Below are 16447 nucleotides of genomic sequence, written 5' to 3' on the forward strand. Positions count from 1 at the left end.
GTGAGTGACGGGGTCCGGTGTTGTGTCCCGCCCCACCGCGACCGTCTCACCGAGGTGCGCCGGGATCGCCCTCCGCCCGTCCCCGGCCGGGCCACATGTCGCCGTACGCGGCGTCCATGAACCGGGCCTGCGGCCCGCGCAGCGCCGACGCGTCGGCCACCCCGTCCCGGGCCGCCTCGGCGAGGCGGAAGGCGTAACGGTAGGCAGCGCCTCGCAGGGGTTCGCTCCTGGCCGACAGGTCGATCTCGGCCTGGGCGAGCCACAGATCGTCGACGAGCCGGCCGAGTTCGGAATCGGCCGCGGCACCGCCGGCGTCCGAGCGTGTGAGCGCGGCCTTCTCCACCTGCAGCGCGATCCTCACGAACCGCAGAACCGCCTCCTTGAGCTCCGCCCGGTGGGCGGCTGATTCCTGGACTTCGAGCTGTCGGGCACTCACGCGCGAGACGAGGTACTGGCCGAACAGCGACCCGCCCGCGCCGAGCACGACCCCCGCGAGGGACAGCAGCGCCGGCCCCAAGGTTCCCCACGATCCCATGGGCGGAGTTTCTCAACACCGACCCACCTGTCGAGGGGCCGGGGGCGCCCGCCCACCGCCGACCGGCCGCTGCTCCCGTGCAACCTTTCCCGCTTCCCAGACTTCCTATTGTCGGAGGATCATGCCTCCGGAGTTCCGGACGAGAGAGGTTGCACGGGGATGGCGGAACAGGACGACTGGGAGCGCGAGTTCGATCACGCGTGGGTGAACTCGGCCGAGCACAAGGAGCCTTCCGCGCGGGCCCGGATGCTCGCCGCGCGCTGGAAGGAGAATCCGCCGGAGCCGGCACCCTTCCGTGCCGACCCCGGGCCGGCCCGCCCGCGCCGGTCCTCCTGGGTGTCGACGGCCGTGGTGCTCGGCTGCGTGGCCGCGGTGATCGCGCTGCTGGGGTACGCGCAGATGCGGTCCCCCTACTGATCCGCACCGGTGCGCGGGGACGCGCGGGGCGCCCCCGGCCTGTGACGGCCGGGGGCGCCCATGGTTCACCGGGTCTCCTCCCGCTCCTGCCGGCGGGTCTCGAAGGGCCGCTCGCGGCGGTAGCGGCGCTCCCAGCGGGCCTGGCGGTCCCGGCGCTCCCGGTACGCCCGGTAGGTGTCGGGCGGGGCGCCGGGGGCGGAGGCGGGCGGGGCCGTGCCGGGGGTGCCGCGGCCGTGTGTCGCGTACAGGTACAGCAGGGCCACCGCGGCGAGCCACCAGAGATGGTTTCCGATTCCGAGGGTCACCAGGACCACGGTCCCGGTCGCGGGAATGCCACGCATGACGGACCTCCGTGGGGTGAGTCGGGGGAAGCGGAGCGTGTCTGTTTCGTCTCCGTACGTACAGCGTAGGGAGGGCGCGATCACCGGCGCATCCCGTTTTCCGCGCGCCCCTCACAGCTCGCCCTCCCCGCGCCCCGGGCGGTTTCGAGGGAGTGTCGCCGGCGCGGAAGGGCGCCGTGAGTGAATGGCCCGTATGGACCGACTCTCCACTTTCACTTACGCGTACGACGGTGAACGGCTCAGCGGGGCGGGCGCCGGACCGGCCGGCCGGGCCACGGCGCTGCTGCTGCACGGCGCGGGCAACGGCAGCAAGGAGCGGCTGCTGCCGTTCCTCGCCGACTTCGCCGACCGGGGCTGCCGCGCCCTCGCCTTCGACTTCTCCGGGCACGGTGAGAGCACGGGCGCGCTCGCGGAGTCGAGCCTGCGCCGCCGGTACGAGCAGGCGGTGGCGGTGCTGGACGCGCACGCCCCGGCGGACGATCCGCTGATCGTCATCGGGTTCAGCATGAGCGGGCAGACGGTCGCGGATCTCGTACGGCACTACGGGCCCCGGGTCGCGGCCGTGGGGCTGTGCGCGCCCGCCGTCTACGCCGAGGAGGCCTGGGACCTGCCGTTCGGCACCGGCGACGGCCGGTTCTCGCGGCTGATCCGCACCCCGGACACCTGGCGGGACTCCCCCGCCCTGGAGGCGTTCCGCGCGTACGGGGGCCGGGCGGTGCTGGCGGTGCCGGGCACCGACACGATCGTCCCGGCGGCGGTCACACAGGCCGTACAGGAGGCGCTGTCGGCGCGCGCCCGGTTCACCCGCCTCGACCTCCCGGACGCCGATCACATCCTGGGGCTGTGGTTCCGCGACCACGCCGAGGACCGTCGGAGGTTCGTGACGGAGCTGCTGGCGGGCCTGGACGGGCGCGCGGACACGCCCCTTCGCTGACGGTGTGCCGGGTGCCCCGCGCGGGGCACCCGGCACACGGTTCACCGCGAGTAGCGCATCAGCGCCCGCACCATGTGACACGTGGTGTCGGAGGGCGGCCGCATCCCGATCCGCTCGGCCGTGCCGCGGATCGTCTCGTTCCGCGCCTGGTCCGGCAGGTAGATCCCGGAGTCGAGCAGGGCTATGGCCAGGCGCATGGCCTTCAGGCGCCGGTTGTGCGTGACGTACCACTCGCGCGGCCGTCCGGCCGGCAGCGGTCGCTTCGCCTCGGGCTGGTAGGGCGAGTCGAACAGCACGGGGTGCTGGGCGGTGGACTGGGTCGGCAACGGCTTCGGCTTGAGGGCGGCAGCGGGCACAGGCATCCTCCTGTCGCGGTCAGACCGGTCGCCGGCGGCCCGGCGCCCGGTCTCGAACACTGCTTCAAGTCTACCGGCGGCCACTGACAATCGGTCGGCTCCGGAAGGGAGTGAATCCGCAGCTCACACCGGAAATTGGCGCCCTGTCACCGGTGGTGGTGATGAGGCCCCCGAGGTGTCGTGAATTCGAACAGAGCCGGTACCGCGTACCGTGTCGCCCATGGAGATCTGGATCAATCCCGCCTGCTCGAAGTGCCGTAGCGCGCTCACCCTGCTCGACGCCGAGGGGGCCGAGTACACCGTGCGGCGGTATCTGGAGGACGTGCCGGGCGAGGACGAGATCAGGGCGGTACTGGACCGGCTGGGGCTCGAACCGTGGGACATCACCCGCACCCAGGAGGCGGCGGCCAAGGAGCTGGGGCTGAAGGAGTGGCCGCGCGACGCGGGCGCCCGGGACCGCTGGATCGCCGCGCTGGCCGGGCACCCCAAGCTCATCCAGCGGCCCATCATCACCGCGGACGACGGCACGACGCTGGTGGCCCGCAGCGAGGAGGCCGTACGGGAGGCCCTGTCCCACAGCAAGCGCTGACGACTCCCGTTCACGTCGAGGGTCCGGTGCGCGAGGTCCACCGCGGCGGACGGGGAGGGCCCGGGTCGTACGCAACCCGCGCGGCCGGGACCGCGGCGCCTCACCGCGTGAGCCTCGGCACACGAACGCCAGGTAACACGGGGTTCACATCCGGGCAATGGCCGGGAAACCGCCTGTTGACAGGCTGCCCGCAGTTCGAGCGGCGCCCCCTGCCGCAGCAACGCGGCACCCGCGCAGGCGGTTGCGCCCGACCCACCCCCGAAGGATGTGGCCCCCGTGACCTTCAAGGCTGAGTACATCTGGATCGACGGCACCGCGCCGACGGCCAAGCTCCGTTCCAAGACGAAGGTCATCACGGGTGCCCCGGCCGGTCTCGACGCGCTGCCGCTGTGGGGCTTCGACGGCTCCTCCACCAACCAGGCCGCGGGCCACTCCTCGGACTGCGTGCTCAAGCCGGTCTTCACCTGCCCGGACCCGATCCGCGGCGGCGACGACGTACTGGTGCTGTGCGAGGTGCTGGACACCGACCTGACCCCGCACCCGACCAACACCCGGGCCGCGCTGGCCGAGGTGGCCGAGCGGTTCGCCGCGCAGGAGCCGATTTTCGGCATCGAGCAGGAGTACACCTTCTTCGACGGCTCCCGCCCGCTCGGCTTCCCCGAGGGCGGCTTCCCGGCCCCGCAGGGCGGCTACTACTGCGGTGTCGGCGCCGACGAGATCTTCGGCCGGAACGTCGTCGAGGCCCACCTCGACAACTGTCTGAAGGCGGGCCTCGGCATCTGCGGCATCAACGCCGAGGTCATGCCCGGCCAGTGGGAGTTCCAGGTCGGCCCGCTGTCCCCGCTGGAGGTCTCCGACCAGCTGTGGGTGGCCCGCTGGCTGCTGTACCGCACCGCCGAGGACTTCGGTGTCTCCGCGACCCTGGACCCCAAGCCGGTCAAGGGCGACTGGAACGGCGCGGGCGCGCACACCAATTTCTCCACCAAGGCCATGCGCGAGGGCTACGACGCCATCATCACCGCCTGCGAGTCGCTCGGCGAGGGCTCGAAGCCGCTGGACCACGTGAAGAACTACGGCGCCGGCATCGACGAGCGCCTGACCGGTCTGCACGAGACGGCCCCGTGGGACAAGTTCTCCTACGGCGTCTCCGACCGGGGTGCCTCGGTGCGCATCCCGTGGCAGGTCGAGAAGGACGGCAAGGGCTACATCGAGGACCGCCGCCCGAACGCGAACGTCGACCCGTACGTGGTGACCCGCCTGCTGGTGGACACCTGCTGCACCGCGCTGGAGAAGGCCGGCCAGGTCTGATCCGTCCCGCGTCCTCGGGGGCGTCCGCCGTCACGGCGGGCGCCCCCGTCGCGTATCCGCGCGCCGCTCCGGAGGGCGGCCGACGGCCGCCGCCGTGGTGGCCGGCCCCACCGTGCCGTCCGGAATGTGAGACGGCGTTCCGGACCGCCCCACCCCGCTCCAGGCCCGTGACCAGGGCGGAAAGCCCGGGTCATGAGGGGCTGTCACGTCGCTGTCACACCGAGGAAGCGTCCAAGCAGTGAGAGGAGGCTCCTGCCCGCCGCACGGCTCTGCTTCAATGGGAGCATGGCCAGCATCCAGCAGATCACCGCGACGGGTCGCTACGACCTCCAGCCGTTCTGGCCTTCCCGTCAGCACCACGACTTCGACCGTGTGTGTCGCCCCGCGATGAACGCGCGGGCCCTCTAAAGCCGTACCCCGGCCTTCGGCCAGCGCGAAACGACGTACGTCCGCCGGCGACACCCGACCACGAACCGGGTCCGCCGCTCCTCCCGACGAACTCCTCGCGCGAAAGAGCTGACCTCTCATGGCGACCACCCGTTCCCTGTCCACCGCCACCCTGCCCACCCCCGCCCCGAACGGCACCCGGCACCGGCTGCGCGCCGTAGACCGGGACGAGGCGGTGCACGTGGCGGACTTCCTGCCGCCGGGCGCCACCTGGCTGCCCGCGCCGCAGCACACCCTGCCCACCCTGCCGGGCCAGCCGCCGATGGTCGGCTACCTGGTGCTGGTCCCCGCCGACCAGCGGCCCCCGTTCCTGCCGGTCGCCGTCCCCGACCAGCCGGAGCGGGAGACCGCGCGCACCGGGGCGGAGGCCGGCACCGAGCCGCTGGTGCGGATCGACCCCGTGCGGCGCACCGCCAGCGTCGACGGCCGCGAACTCGACCTGACCTACCTGGAGTTCGAGCTGCTGGCCCATCTGGTGGCGCACCCGCACCGGGTGCACACCCGCGACCAGCTGGTCACCACGGTGTGGGGCTACGGCCACGTCGGCGACGGCCGCACCGTGGACGTGCACATCGCCCGGCTGCGCCGCAAGCTGGGCGACCGGCACCGCAAGTCGATCCAGACCGTGCGCCGGGTCGGCTACAAGTACAGCCCGCCGGCCGCCCGCTGACCGTTCTGCCCTCGGCAGAGTCCCGCGTGCCCACGGCCCCGGACCGGGCAGGATCACCGGCATGAGACTTCTCGTGCTGGGCGGTACGGAGTTCGTGGGGCGCGCCGTCGTCCAGGCCGCGCTCGGGCGGGGCTGGGAGGTGACCGTCTTCCACCGGGGACGGCACCAACCACCGCCCGGCGTACGGTCGTTGCACGGCGACCGCACCGCTCCCGACGGCCTCGCCGCGCTCACCACCGGCACCGCGGACGGTGACTGGGACGCCGTCGTGGACACCTGGTCGGCCGCCCCGCGCGCCGTGCACGAGGCGGCCCGGCTGCTGCGCGGCCGCGCCGGGCGGTACGCGTACGTCTCCAGCCGGTCGGTGTACGCCTGGCCCTGGCCGCCCGGCGCCGCGGAGGACGCCCCGCTGGTCGCCGGCGCCGCCGACGCCGGCGCCACGGACTACGCGGCCGACAAGCGCGGCGGTGAACTGGCCGCCGTCGACGCCTTCGGCGCGGGGGACGCGCTGCTGGTGCGGGCCGGGCTGATCCTCGGCCCGCACGAGAACGTGGGCCGGCTGCCCTGGTGGCTGACCCGGATCGCGCGCGGCGGCCCGGTCCTGGCCCCCGGCCCGCGCGAACTGCCCCTGCAGTACATCGACGCCCGCGACCTCGCCGACTGGCTGCTCGGCGCGCTGGAACGCGGCCTGGGCGGGCCGTACAACCTGGTGAGCCCGCCCGGCCACACCACCATGGGCGAGCTGCTCGACGCCTGTGTGCGGGCGACCGGCGCGGACGCGGAGCTGCGCTGGACCGACCCGGAGACGATCCTGGCCGCCGGGATCGAGCCGTGGACCGAGCTGCCGGTGTGGATGCCGCCGGGCGGCGAGACGCACGGCGCCGTGCACGGCGCGGACGTGTCGCGGGCGGTGGCGACCGGGCTGGTGTGCCGGCCGGTGGCGGAGACGGTCGCGGACACCTGGCGCCGGCTGAGCGCCCTCGGCGGGAGAGGGCCGCTGCGGCCGGACCGCCACCCTCCGGGCCTGGACCCCGAGGTGGAGGCGAAGGTGCTGGGGCTTGCCCGAGGTGTACCTGGCACCACCCCCTGACGTGGGGTTCCGCCCCGTGACCGGGCCCGGCGGGTCGGCCAGACTGGCGCCATGAACACCGACGTCCCGCGGGAAGACTTCCGCACCCGCACCCGGCAGGCGGTGCTGGCCGCCGTACAGGGCCTGGTCCTGGCCCTGGCGATGCCGCCGGTGACGGTGCTGTGCTTCGCCTTCACCGTCATGTCCCTCGAACTCCTCCCGCTCGGTCTCGGCCTGTTCCTGGTGCCCCCGGTGCTCGGCGCGGTGCGCGGGTACGCGAAGACGCGGCGCCGTCTCGCCGCCGAGTGGGGCGGGGTGGTGATCCCGGTGGTCTACCGGCCCGTTCCGCCGGGGGCGGGCCCGTGGACGCGCACGGTCACCCTGCTGCGGGACCCGCAGACCTGGCGGGACGTGCTGTGGCTGCTGACCGACATGACGGCGGGCACGGCCACCGCGCTGCTCCCGGCCGTGCTGCTGTTCTTCCCGGTGCAGGGGCTGCTGGTGGCGGCCGGGCTGTGGCGGGCGTACGTACAGGGGCCGGACGACACCTACTGGTACGCGTTCGTGCCGGTCACCGGGCAGGCGACCGCCCTGCTCGCCGGCGCCCTCGCCGCCGTGCTGCTGGTGGTCGCCCACCGCTTCACCCCCCGGCTGCTCACCGCGCACTTCCTGCTCACCCGGGCCGTTCTCGGCGGCGGCCGGGGCGACCTCACCGAGCGGGTGCGGGTGCTGACCGAGACCCGGCGGGACGCGGTGGACACCTCGGCCGCCGAGCTGCGCCGGATCGAACGGGACCTGCACGACGGCGCGCAGGCCCGGCTGGTCGCCATGGGCATGGACCTCGGGACCATCGAGATGCTGGTCGAACGGGACCCGGCCGCGGCGAAGCAGCTGATCGCGCAGGCCCGCCGGAACTCCGCCGAGGCCCTGGAGGAGCTGCGCGACCTGGTGCGCGGCATCCATCCGCCGGTCCTCGCCGAACGCGGACTGGGCGACGCGGTACGGGCGTTGGCGCTGCGGCTGCCGCTGCCGGCGGAGGTGGACGTGGAGCTGTCCGGCCGCGCGGAGGCGCCGGTGGAGTCGGCCGCCTACTTCGCGGTCAACGAGGTGCTGACCAACGCCGTCAAGCACTCCGGCGCCGACCGGGTCTGGATCGACGTGCACCACACCGACGGCCGGCTGCGGCTCACGGTCACCGACAACGGCCGGGGCGGCGCGGTGGCGGGGGCCGGCTCGGGGCTCGCGGGGGTGGAGCGCCGGCTCGGTACATTCGACGGCGTCCTGGCCGTCAGCAGCCCCGCCGGCGGTCCCACCATGGTGACCATGGAGATCCCGTGCGTGTTGTCCTAGCCGAAGACCTCTTCCTGCTGCGCGACGGGCTGGTGCGGATGCTGACGGCCTACGGCTTCGAGATCGCGGCGGCCGTCGAGTCCGGGCCCGAACTCGCCAAGGCACTGGAGGAGTCGACTTTGGACGTGGCCGTGGTGGACGTACGCCTGCCGCCCACCCACACCGACGAGGGCCTGCAGTGCGCGCTCGCCGCCCGCCGGGCCCGGCCCGGGCTGCCGGTGCTGGTGCTCTCCCAGCACGTGGAGCAGCTGTACGCGCGCGAGCTGCTCGCCGACGGCGACGGGGCGATCGGCTATCTGCTCAAGGACCGGGTGTTCGACGCGGAGCAGTTCGTGGACGCCGTACGGCGGGTGGCGGCGGGCGGTACGGCCATGGACCCTCAGGTGATCCAGCAGTTGCTGTCCCGGCGGTCGGCCGCTGACCGGCCGCTCGCCCGGCTGACCCCGCGGGAGCGGGAGGTGCTGGAGCTGATGGCCCAGGGCCGGTCCAACGCGGGCATCGCGGCCCAGCTCGTGGTGACGGAACGGGCGATCGCCAAGCACACCTCCAACATCTTCGCCAAGCTCGGCCTGGAGGTCTCGGACGACGACAACCGGCGCGTCCTGGCGGTGCTCGCCTATCTCGACCGGGACCGCTGACCGTCGGCTCCGCTGCTCCCCGAGGAGATTCGCGGGACCGGTGAACACCTTCGGGGCGGCGTCCGTATGGAAGGGCGCCGCTTCACTCCTGTCGGGCGCCTCCGTGCCGCCCCGCAAGGACGTCAGAGGAGTTCCATGGGACGCAACACACGAAAACGCCGTACGCCGCCGGCCATCAAGGCCATCGCCGCGGCGGCGGCCCTAGCGCTCGGCGGGGGCGGGCTGGTCTGGGCGAACGTCCACGCCTCGGCGCACGAGCCGGACCAGCGGGCCTGGGGAGGCGACCGGACCAAGGCCGCGACGGCCCAGGTGGCGACCGTGTCCTGCCCGGACGTCGGCCAGCGGCTGACGAACGTGCCGGAGCCGGCCCGGCAGGGCGTGGCGCGGGAACTGGCCGCTCTGGACCGGCAGATCACCGAGGCGTACGCCCGGCTCGCCTCGACCCGGGACGCGCAGGCGAAGGATCCCGGCTTCGTGCGGAACGCGATCGTCGGCCCCCTCGGCGAGAAGCGGGCGGCGACGATCGTCCGGATCAGGATCGGCGTCCAACGGGCCGGCGGATCCTTCGACAGCACCCTGGAACAGCTCGCCCCCTGCACCACGCGGAGCGCGAACCGGACCGACGCGGGCGGCGGACAGCGAAACGGGGGGCGGCAACAGGACGACGGCGGGCAGCGGGGAGGCATCGGCGGGCAGGCCGGCAACGGCCCCGTCGCGGCGGACTTCGTGGACATCACCAAGGTCGCGCCGAACGTCCAGGGCAAGCCCCGCCGGACCGGCAACGCCTCGACGGGCACCTTCACCACCCGCTGCGGGGTGAACGCCAACAAGAACCACAACACCGACAACGTGATCGTGGCGCCCGGTGTCGCCAACGGCGCGCACCACCTGCACGACTACGTCGGCAACCAGGACGTCGACGCCTTCTCCGACAACCGGACGCTCCTCCAGGCCGGCACCAGCTGCCGGAACCGCGACGACCTGTCGTCGTACTACTGGCCGGTGCTCCGCGTCCAGGACGGCACCCGGGACTTCGACCAGAACGCCGACGGCGGCGGCAAGGAGGGCAACGTCGGCCGGATCCTGACCCCGGCCCAGGCCGAGATCACGTACGTCGGCAGCCCGGCGGCCAAGGTCGTCGCGATGCCCCGGTTCCTGCGCATCATCACCGGTGACGCCAAGGCCACCACCAACGGCCCGGCCAACGCCAACGCGCACTGGAGCTGCACCGGCTTCGAGGACAAGGTGCAGCTCACCGAGCGGTACCCGATCTGTCCGCAGGGCAGCAAGGTGGTGCGCTCCTTCGCCTTCCAGAGCTGCTGGGACGGGCGGAACACCGACAGCGCCAACCACCGTACGCACGTGGCCTTCGCCGACCCGGCCAGTGGGGTCTGCCCGAACGGGTTCAAGGCGATTCCACAGCTGACGATGCGCCTCGTCTACGCCGTCCCCCCGCCGGTGATCCGGAACGGGCAGGTGCGGAACGCCTACGCGGTGGACGGCTTCCCCGAGCAGCTGCACAAGCCGGCCACCGACCACGACGACTTCATCGGCGTCACCCGGAACGGACTGGCCGACAGGATCGCCGACTGCCTCAACCGCGGTCGGAACTGCGCGTGACCCCCACCACGGCCAGCTGACCGAAGGCCGGTGACGTCCCCCTCGTCACCGGCCTTCGCCCTGCCCGCGACCGGCTCAGCCGCCGTGCGCGCGGTGGTCGGTACCCGCCTCCAGCTCGCCGCCCAGCGTGCCGCGCAGCGCCCGGACCACCCCGTCGTCGCCCACGGCCACCCACTTGCGGCCGACCAGATAGTGGCCGCCGTAGTCCTTGGCGTCATCGACCCACTCGCGCTGCCCCCGGTCGGTGGCGAAGGTGGCGAGGACGAACCGCCCGCGTGCCGTACGGCAGACGGCCTGACGGAGCTCGTCGGCGTCGGTCTGCACGTCCGGTACGCACTTCACCTCGGCGGCCAGTTCCTCCAGGCTGCCGGCCGCGGCGGGCGGCACCAGGCCGGTGTCCCCACCCGAGCCACAGCCCGCCAGCGCCAGCAGTACGGCCACGGCGGGCACGAGTCGCGTCACCCTCATCTGTCCCTCCGGTCCTGATATGCCGGGCAGGCCCCGGCCCCCACGGATACGGCTCCCGGGCCCGGCGCGCTCACTCCGGCGCCCCGCAACGCGCACGCGCGCGAGGGAGCGCACCGACATCCCGCCTCGCCCAAGGCGTCTCCGGGCAAGGCGGCCCGCCGCACCACGTGGGGCGTCCCGACCGACATCGGCCATGTCGAGAAGTGGCAGCCGACCTTGGACATGACCGACGAGACCAGGTCATGGGGCATCGATGTCCCGCTCGTCGTCGCCGACCGCGGCTACGGCGACGCGGCAGCCCTTCGGCTGGTTCGGAAGAACGCGGCTTGAACTATGTGGTCGGCATCTCCGCCACGACCACCGCGCACCCGGAAACGGCACGGCCGCATACTCCGCCCTAGGTCGGTCGCGGTCCCGAGGCCCCGGCCGGTCTGTCCCGGGCCGGCCCAGACGGCGAAGAAGCTGGTCATCGCGGTTAGCAAGCAAGCTGCCCGGCCGGTGCGGTGATCTGAAGCGCATGTACTCGCGACTCGTGGCCCTGCGGATCCGTCCCGCCGGATACGAGAACCGCGAAGCCGACGGCCCCGACCTCCCGGTGCACCGGCTGGTGGCCGAATGGTCCGCCAACCAACCCGAACCCGTCGAGTTCTGGCTCTCCTTCCGCACCCTCCGGCATATCACACGGTCCGCAAAAGGGTCGGCGCCGGCTTGAATCCCTACCAAGTCGCCCGCGAACTTCAGCCACTCTTCACGGTCTGGACCGGAGCCTGCCCCGCCTGCCACCGCGACATGCCAGAGCCGATATCAACCTGGCCAAAAATGGCATGCGTAGATCATGAACATGGCTAGACTCTCCGGCGACCACTCTTGGCCCAGCAATGGGCTTTGCCAGAAGGGAACCTCACATGGCTTCCAGCCGCATTTTAACCATCGTCGCCGTATCCACGGCGCTGGTTTTCGGGGGTACTGCGACTGCCTTCGCCGGAACCGGGGGTACCACAAGCACCAAGCTGTCCAACGGCACGTTGAAGTTCGAGGCACGCAACGGCTCCGTCATCGACGGTAACTCCAGCGTCTTCTACAGCGCTACTCAGTACGACAAGAGCGGCGGCAGCAAGGTCTACGCCACTCTTAAAATGGAAACGAGCAACGCTCAATTCAGCGACAAGGAGAAGGCGGTGTCCGCAGGACAGTCGATCTCGCACTCCTTCGGCGCCAAGTCCATAGCCAAGTACGCTCCGGACTGCTGGGCAGTGGGTCTGATGGACGCAAGCACGGGCAAGTACTACACGCCACATGTCAGCTTCTGCTGATCCTCCCGGTGATCATATGAGGAAGGAGTCCGGCGCGACGGACTCCTTCCTCGTCTCCTCTCGCTGCTTATCGTGAAAGGGTCGCTGCTCACTTGATCGACGCGTCTATACAGGCCGTTCCCGGACTGTTCATCTCCTTCGTAGTGATCGCTGCGATCCTGGCGATCCCGACGGGGCTGATCGCACGCGTGCGGGAGAAGCCGGTCACGGTGCGTGTACTTCTTTCCGTCTGCGTTGCCGGTGTTTTGGCTGTGACACTGCTCCCCACCGGCGGAGGACCCGTCGGCGGAGGAGCAGTGTGTGACCTGAGTTCGCCGTTCCCTCAGATGTTCACCTCCTCAAGTGCGCTGCTGAACATCGCTCTGTTCATCCCGGCCCCCTTCTTCGCCGGTCTGATCTTTCGTCGTCACCTGACCGCCGTTGCCGTAGCGGCAGTTGGAAGCGGCCTTGTCGAACTCATCCAGGCGGAGGGCGCAATGGGGCGCTCGTGCAGTGCGACAGATCTCGCAGCCAACACCATCGGGGCTCTACTTGGAGCGGCGGCAGCGACCGTATGGTTGTGGCGTACCGGACGATGCATATGGAGAGGCAAGCGCGATGCGCTCTGGGGAATAGCTCTCGCCGTTACGGGATCTACCGCATTGATCGGCGTATTCCATTCGTCCATCACTCCTTATATCCCGCTGACAGAGCGCCCGGGGTTTGAAGCCGACCAGCGGGCTATTGAGGGTGCAGACACCTGGATCACCGACGCCGCTACATATGTCTTCGGTAAGGGCACTCGGGTCGAGCAGACCGAAGTATCGAAGCGCAGTGGGCTGGTGTCAGCAAAAACCAATCGGGGTGAGATCTCCGGATGGTGGCCCGCGAAGAAATTGGAAGAAGCCGCTTTCGCGGACAACAAGGCCGAGGCCGGCTCTCTGAACCAGCATCAGGCCCAACAGGTCTCAACTCGCTTCGTCCAGCGTTGGTTCCCTGCCGAGGTCCATGGGGCGAGGCTAACCGTCCACGTCAGCGGGTCCGGCAACACTGCGGTCTACGCGTTCATATACCGTCGGTACAGCAAGGGCGTGATGATGCCCATGCGGCTGAACGTCATGGTGACCTCGGGCGGTCGCATCCTCAATTTCACCGCCCGCGCCGTGAAGGATCCCCAGCTACCCGAGAGCACCGTTTCAAAGGATGAGGCCTCGAAGCTTGCACAGGCATACACGGGTCACACCGTGCAAGGCGCGGTACTTATTGCTCAGAAGGTCAAGGATCATGGGTGGCGGCCGGTGTGGATGGTGGGCGTCGAGAGCGGTGACGTGTTCATTGATGCCGTTACCGGTCATCGGATCCCCCAGGGCAACGTAGCCCCCTACTGACGACCAGGTGCTTCGAGAGATGGGGATCGACCTCTGGGAAGGGCTGCCGCGTCGCCGTAGCCGCGCCCGGTTCTCAGGCGCATGGCGGCGCGAGGCGGGCGGGTGTCCGGCGACAGGGTCCGGCGGTGACCGTCCACCGGCTCGCTCGTTCTTCCGGGCGTGCAGTCACAGGATCTCTCCCAGCGCCACGCACCCTCCGCCGGCCCCGGCCCGGCCGACGTCGAGCAGGCCGAGGCCGTGCTCGCCGAGCACTACCCCCGGCTGGTCCGGCTCGCCTATCTCGTGCTGCCACCGGGTCTCGGCCGGGGCCGCCGCGTGCTGACCGCACACGCCCTCGCCCAGCGCGCGCTGCCCCGGGGCCGCAAGCAGCCGGCCCCGATCCCGGCCCAGGGCGGCGGCCGGGCGGACGACCCCGGGTACGCCTATCTGCGCGAGCGGGTGCTGCACATGGCCCTGGCGGCGGCCCGCCCCCGCAGGGGCCTGCCCCGCCTCGCCCAGCTGCCGCCGGCGCTGCCGCAGGTGTGGGGGCTGAGGCTGTTCCCGCGTTCCGGCGGCGCCGACGCGCTCGCCCTGGAGCAGCGGCTGTCGGCCCTGTCCGGTCCGGCCCGCGCCGCCTATGCGCTGCGCGGCCTGGAGCAGCTGCCCGACGCGGACGTGCGGGAACTGCTGAAGGCGGCCGGGGTGTCCGACCCGGGGGGCGCGCTGACCTCGGCGAACAGTGTGCCCGCGCATCCGGGGCTGCTGTCGTCCCCCGAGTTCGACCCGTGCACGCTCCAGGCGCGGCCCACCGATCTGATGCGCCGCCGCCAGCACACCAAGGCCGCCTTCGCCGCCGCCGCCGCGCTCGCGGTCTGCGCCGCGCTGGTCGCCCTGCCGGGCGACGGCTGGGGCCCGGACGGCGCCGCCGCGCCCGTGTACGCCGGGAACCCCGCCGCCGAGGCCGCCCTGGACCCGGGGAGGCTGACCCGGGCCGCCCCCGGCGCCTGGCGGACCGCGGACCGCGCCGGCTTCTCGGTGTGGCCCGCGCGCGGCCCGCTCACCGGTGACCGGGCCCTGCTGCGCCGCGCCCTGGCCGTGTGGGCCCGCCCCGGTGGGAGCGTCCGGGTCTCGGCGACCCCCGGCACCCAGACCGGCGGCCCGGCCGGCCCGCCCCAGCTGCTGTACGCGGGCGAGGTCGACGCCGCCCGGGTGGTGCTCCTCTACGACGGCCTGCGCATCGCCCGCTACGCCGAGCCGAAGGACGGCACGCAGGGCGCAGCGCTGGACTTCGCCCGGGTCGACGGTGCGACGGGCGCCGGGGCGAGCGCGCTGGTGCTGGGCCGCTCCGACGCCAACGTGCGCTTCCTGACCGCTCCTTGGGTGACGAAGGCGGCCCAGCGGGATCTGACGAAGCCGGACTCGGCGGCCGTACCGCTCCCCCTCGCCGACGGCGTGACCGGGCCGCTGGCCAGCCCCGCCGTCCAGTCCGGCGGCTGCGCCTCGTGGACCGTGCTCCAGCTGACCGACGCCTCCGGCACGTATCTGGGCACCGACCTCGGCGAGCTGGTCCCGGCCCGGCTGACGGTCGGCCGGCCCGGCGCGGCCGAGGACGCCTCGGGCGCGCGGGGGCTGCGCACCTGGGCGCCGTTCGCCTGCTCGCTGTCGGCCGGGCGCGCGGCGGGCGTCCGCAGTGTCAACGCCTGGACGTTCGCCGAGCAGCCGCTGCCCGACGGCACCGGTTCCGCCACCTGGGTGTGCACCCGGGCGGAGACCTGGCGCGGGGACGGCACGGCCGCGCTGGCCCAGTTCCGGGCGCCGGGCAGGGCGGCCGGGGCGGTCGTCGCCAAGGGCGCGGACGTCCCGGCCTGCGGGCCGCGTGACCCGCGGGTGCTGGCCGGGGTGCTGTGGAAGTCGGCGGCCGGGAACTGGTACCTGCTGGCGGCGGGCAGCAAGGACACGGCGTCGATCGAGGCCACGGGCGGGGTGACCGCGTCCGGGCCGGGGCCGCTGCTGGTGGCGCGGGCCGAGCGGGGAGCGCGGGCCGAGCTGAGGGGCGTGTCGGCGGACGGACGGGAGATCGGCCGCCTGCGCTAGCGGCACCGGCATCGGACAAGGTGGGGCGCGGGGGGTTCTCAGCCGCGCTACCCGTCAGTACATTGACGCCATGTCTAATACGCAGGCCCGGGTGCCGCTCAAGGCACGCCAGGTGTCGTTCTCCTGGGACCACACACCGCTGCACTGGGTGCCGGGGGATCCCTTCACCACCCACACCATCAATGTGCTGCACCTGCTGCTGCCCGCCGGGGAGCGCTGGTTCGTGCGGGTGTACCAGCAGGCGCTGCCGCTGATCCGGGACGACCGGCTCCGCGAGGATGTCATCGGCTTCATCGGTCAGGAGGCCGTGCACTCCCAGGCGCACGACGAGGTACTGCCCCGCCTGCGGGAGCTGGGGCTCGACCCGACGCCGTACACCGCGCAGGTCGACTGGTTCTTCGAGAAGCTGCTCGGCGACCGGACCCTGCCGCCGGGCAGGCCGCGCCGGTGGTGGCTGCTGGAGCGGATCGCGCTGATCGCGGCCATCGAGCACTACACGGCGTTCCTCGGGAACTGGGTGCTGAACGCCGGGGAGCTGGACCGGCGCGGCGCCGACCCGGTCATGCTGGACCTGCTGCGCTGGCACGGCGCGGAGGAGGTCGAGCACCGCTCGGTCGCCTTCGAGCTGTTCGAGCACCTCGACGGAAGCTACCGGCGGCGGGTGCGGACCTGGGCCACCGCCTTCACGGCACTGGTGTTCCTGTGGCAGCGCGGGGCGCGGTTCTTCATGGCGAACGATCCGACCCTGACCGACGGCAAGGCCACGTTCAGGGACTTCCACGACCGGGGCAGGCGGGGCCTGCTGCCCGGGACCGGGGACATGCTGCGGTCCATACCCCGCTATCTGAGCCGCGCCTACCACCCCTCGCAGGAGGGCGACACCGAGCAGGCGCTCGCCTATCTGGCCGCCTCCCCCGCGGCCACGGCGGCGGAACGGAGGGCGGCGTGACAC

Annotated in this window: 18 protein-coding genes and 1 pseudogene; 15 read left to right on the forward strand and 4 right to left on the reverse strand. The window is 72.3% G+C overall.

The window, feature by feature from the left end; all coding sequences use genetic code 11:
* Positions 1–46: 46 nt before the first annotated feature.
* Positions 47–535: a hypothetical protein gene (locus tag ABD350_RS01725; protein WP_344345664.1), complete on the reverse strand. Its 489-nt coding sequence runs from the start codon at positions 533–535 to the stop codon at positions 47–49.
* A gap of 159 nt (positions 536–694) precedes the next feature.
* Between ABD350_RS01725 and ABD350_RS01730 the strand changes: the two genes are divergently transcribed.
* Positions 695–952, forward strand: coding sequence for an SCO2583/SCO2584 N-terminal domain-containing protein (locus ABD350_RS01730; protein ID WP_344345666.1), 258 nt, complete (start codon positions 695–697; stop codon positions 950–952).
* Between the two features lie 65 nt (positions 953–1017).
* Here the strand turns inward: ABD350_RS01730 and ABD350_RS01735 are convergent, their stop codons facing one another.
* Entirely contained in the window at positions 1018–1293 is a 276-nt protein-coding gene (locus tag ABD350_RS01735; RefSeq protein ID WP_344345668.1) for a hypothetical protein, read from the reverse strand.
* A 193-nt stretch (positions 1294–1486) separates the two neighbouring features.
* Between ABD350_RS01735 and ABD350_RS01740 the strand changes: the two genes are divergently transcribed.
* Positions 1487–2227: an alpha/beta hydrolase gene (locus tag ABD350_RS01740; RefSeq protein WP_344345670.1), complete on the forward strand. Its 741-nt coding sequence runs from the start codon at positions 1487–1489 to the stop codon at positions 2225–2227.
* Between the two features lie 41 nt (positions 2228–2268).
* Here ABD350_RS01740 and ABD350_RS01745 read toward each other — a convergent pair whose 3' ends face one another.
* Positions 2269–2583: a hypothetical protein gene (locus ABD350_RS01745; RefSeq protein ID WP_344345672.1), complete on the reverse strand. Its 315-nt coding sequence runs from the start codon at positions 2581–2583 to the stop codon at positions 2269–2271.
* Positions 2584–2803: 220 nt separating this feature from the next.
* Here ABD350_RS01745 and ABD350_RS01750 point away from each other — a divergent pair, with 220 nt between their 5' ends.
* The 8 genes from ABD350_RS01750 to ABD350_RS01785 all read left to right on the forward strand — a co-directional run bounded on the left by ABD350_RS01750 (position 2804) and on the right by ABD350_RS01785 (position 10274).
* Positions 2804–3172 carry an ArsC/Spx/MgsR family protein gene (locus ABD350_RS01750; RefSeq protein WP_344345674.1) on the forward strand — a complete coding sequence of 123 codons (369 nt, stop codon included), beginning with the start codon at positions 2804–2806 and terminating at the stop codon, positions 3170–3172.
* A 276-nt stretch (positions 3173–3448) separates the two neighbouring features.
* Positions 3449–4480 carry a glutamine synthetase gene (gene glnII, locus ABD350_RS01755; RefSeq protein ID WP_344345676.1) on the forward strand — a complete coding sequence of 344 codons (1032 nt, stop codon included), beginning with the start codon at positions 3449–3451 and terminating at the stop codon, positions 4478–4480.
* A gap of 285 nt (positions 4481–4765) precedes the next feature.
* Complete coding sequence (locus tag ABD350_RS01760) at positions 4766–4888, forward strand: hypothetical protein (RefSeq protein ID WP_267925127.1); 123 nt, start codon at positions 4766–4768, stop codon at positions 4886–4888.
* Positions 4889–5006: 118 nt separating this feature from the next.
* Entirely contained in the window at positions 5007–5597 is a 591-nt protein-coding gene (locus ABD350_RS01765) for a winged helix-turn-helix domain-containing protein (protein ID WP_344345680.1), read from the forward strand.
* A gap of 61 nt (positions 5598–5658) precedes the next feature.
* Positions 5659–6687, forward strand: coding sequence for an NAD-dependent epimerase/dehydratase family protein (locus tag ABD350_RS01770; RefSeq protein WP_344345682.1), 1029 nt, complete (start codon positions 5659–5661; stop codon positions 6685–6687).
* A 51-nt stretch (positions 6688–6738) separates the two neighbouring features.
* Entirely contained in the window at positions 6739–8016 is a 1278-nt protein-coding gene (locus ABD350_RS01775) for a sensor histidine kinase (protein WP_344345684.1), read from the forward strand.
* Positions 8001–8654: a LuxR C-terminal-related transcriptional regulator gene (locus ABD350_RS01780; protein WP_344345686.1), complete on the forward strand. Its 654-nt coding sequence runs from the start codon at positions 8001–8003 to the stop codon at positions 8652–8654. Before ABD350_RS01775 ends, ABD350_RS01780 begins: the two co-directional genes overlap by 16 nt.
* Before the next feature lie 135 nt (positions 8655–8789).
* The gene (locus ABD350_RS01785) at positions 8790–10274 is read left to right on the forward strand and encodes a DUF1996 domain-containing protein (protein ID WP_344345688.1); all 1485 of its coding nucleotides are present in this window, start codon (positions 8790–8792) and stop codon (positions 10272–10274) included.
* Positions 10275–10349: 75 nt separating this feature from the next.
* Here ABD350_RS01785 and ABD350_RS01790 read toward each other — a convergent pair whose 3' ends face one another.
* Positions 10350–10742: a hypothetical protein gene (locus ABD350_RS01790; RefSeq protein WP_344345690.1), complete on the reverse strand. Its 393-nt coding sequence runs from the start codon at positions 10740–10742 to the stop codon at positions 10350–10352.
* Between the two features lie 120 nt (positions 10743–10862).
* On the opposite strand from ABD350_RS01790, the pseudogene ABD350_RS37910 reads away from it, so the two are divergent.
* The 5 genes and pseudogenes from ABD350_RS37910 to ABD350_RS01815 form a co-directional block, all read left to right on the forward strand.
* Positions 10863–11400, forward strand: a pseudogene (locus tag ABD350_RS37910) (transposase); the annotation flags it as partial.
* A 247-nt stretch (positions 11401–11647) separates the two neighbouring features.
* Positions 11648–12055, forward strand: coding sequence for a hypothetical protein (locus ABD350_RS01800; protein ID WP_344345692.1), 408 nt, complete (start codon positions 11648–11650; stop codon positions 12053–12055).
* 92 nt (positions 12056–12147) lie between these two features.
* Positions 12148–13422: a VanZ family protein gene (locus tag ABD350_RS01805; RefSeq protein WP_344345694.1), complete on the forward strand. Its 1275-nt coding sequence runs from the start codon at positions 12148–12150 to the stop codon at positions 13420–13422.
* A 159-nt stretch (positions 13423–13581) separates the two neighbouring features.
* The gene (locus tag ABD350_RS01810; RefSeq protein WP_344345696.1) at positions 13582–15495 is read left to right on the forward strand and encodes a hypothetical protein; all 1914 of its coding nucleotides are present in this window, start codon (positions 13582–13584) and stop codon (positions 15493–15495) included.
* A 70-nt stretch (positions 15496–15565) separates the two neighbouring features.
* Positions 15566–16444 carry a metal-dependent hydrolase gene (locus ABD350_RS01815; RefSeq protein ID WP_344345698.1) on the forward strand — a complete coding sequence of 293 codons (879 nt, stop codon included), beginning with the start codon at positions 15566–15568 and terminating at the stop codon, positions 16442–16444.
* Positions 16445–16447 lie beyond the last annotated feature (3 nt).

Origin of the sequence: Streptomyces nogalater, from assembly GCF_039532885.1 — a bacterium.
Classification (GTDB): domain Bacteria; phylum Actinomycetota; class Actinomycetes; order Streptomycetales; family Streptomycetaceae; genus Streptomyces; species Streptomyces nogalater.

What these genes read in the sequence shown, in the direction of transcription:
- ABD350_RS01760 (WP_267925127.1), top strand. Translation starts at nt 4,766, where the DNA reads ATGGCCAGCATCCAGCAGATCACCGCGACGGGTCGCTACGACCTCCAG.
- ABD350_RS01815 (WP_344345698.1), top strand. Translation starts at nt 15,566, where the DNA reads ATGTCTAATACGCAGGCCCGGGTGCCGCTCAAGGCACGCCAGGTGTCG.
- ABD350_RS01730 (WP_344345666.1), top strand. Translation starts at nt 695, where the DNA reads ATGGCGGAACAGGACGACTGGGAGCGCGAGTTCGATCACGCGTGGGTG.
- ABD350_RS01775 (WP_344345684.1), top strand. Translation starts at nt 6,739, where the DNA reads ATGAACACCGACGTCCCGCGGGAAGACTTCCGCACCCGCACCCGGCAG.
- ABD350_RS01740 (WP_344345670.1), top strand. Translation starts at nt 1,487, where the DNA reads ATGGACCGACTCTCCACTTTCACTTACGCGTACGACGGTGAACGGCTC.
- ABD350_RS01725 (WP_344345664.1), bottom strand. Translation starts at nt 535, where the DNA reads ATGGGATCGTGGGGAACCTTGGGGCCGGCGCTGCTGTCCCTCGCGGGG.
- ABD350_RS01770 (WP_344345682.1), top strand. Translation starts at nt 5,659, where the DNA reads ATGAGACTTCTCGTGCTGGGCGGTACGGAGTTCGTGGGGCGCGCCGTC.
- ABD350_RS01750 (WP_344345674.1), top strand. Translation starts at nt 2,804, where the DNA reads ATGGAGATCTGGATCAATCCCGCCTGCTCGAAGTGCCGTAGCGCGCTC.
- ABD350_RS01790 (WP_344345690.1), bottom strand. Translation starts at nt 10,742, where the DNA reads ATGAGGGTGACGCGACTCGTGCCCGCCGTGGCCGTACTGCTGGCGCTG.
- ABD350_RS01800 (WP_344345692.1), top strand. Translation starts at nt 11,648, where the DNA reads ATGGCTTCCAGCCGCATTTTAACCATCGTCGCCGTATCCACGGCGCTG.
- ABD350_RS01765 (WP_344345680.1), top strand. Translation starts at nt 5,007, where the DNA reads ATGGCGACCACCCGTTCCCTGTCCACCGCCACCCTGCCCACCCCCGCC.
- ABD350_RS01785 (WP_344345688.1), top strand. Translation starts at nt 8,790, where the DNA reads ATGGGACGCAACACACGAAAACGCCGTACGCCGCCGGCCATCAAGGCC.
- ABD350_RS01735 (WP_344345668.1), bottom strand. Translation starts at nt 1,293, where the DNA reads ATGCGTGGCATTCCCGCGACCGGGACCGTGGTCCTGGTGACCCTCGGA.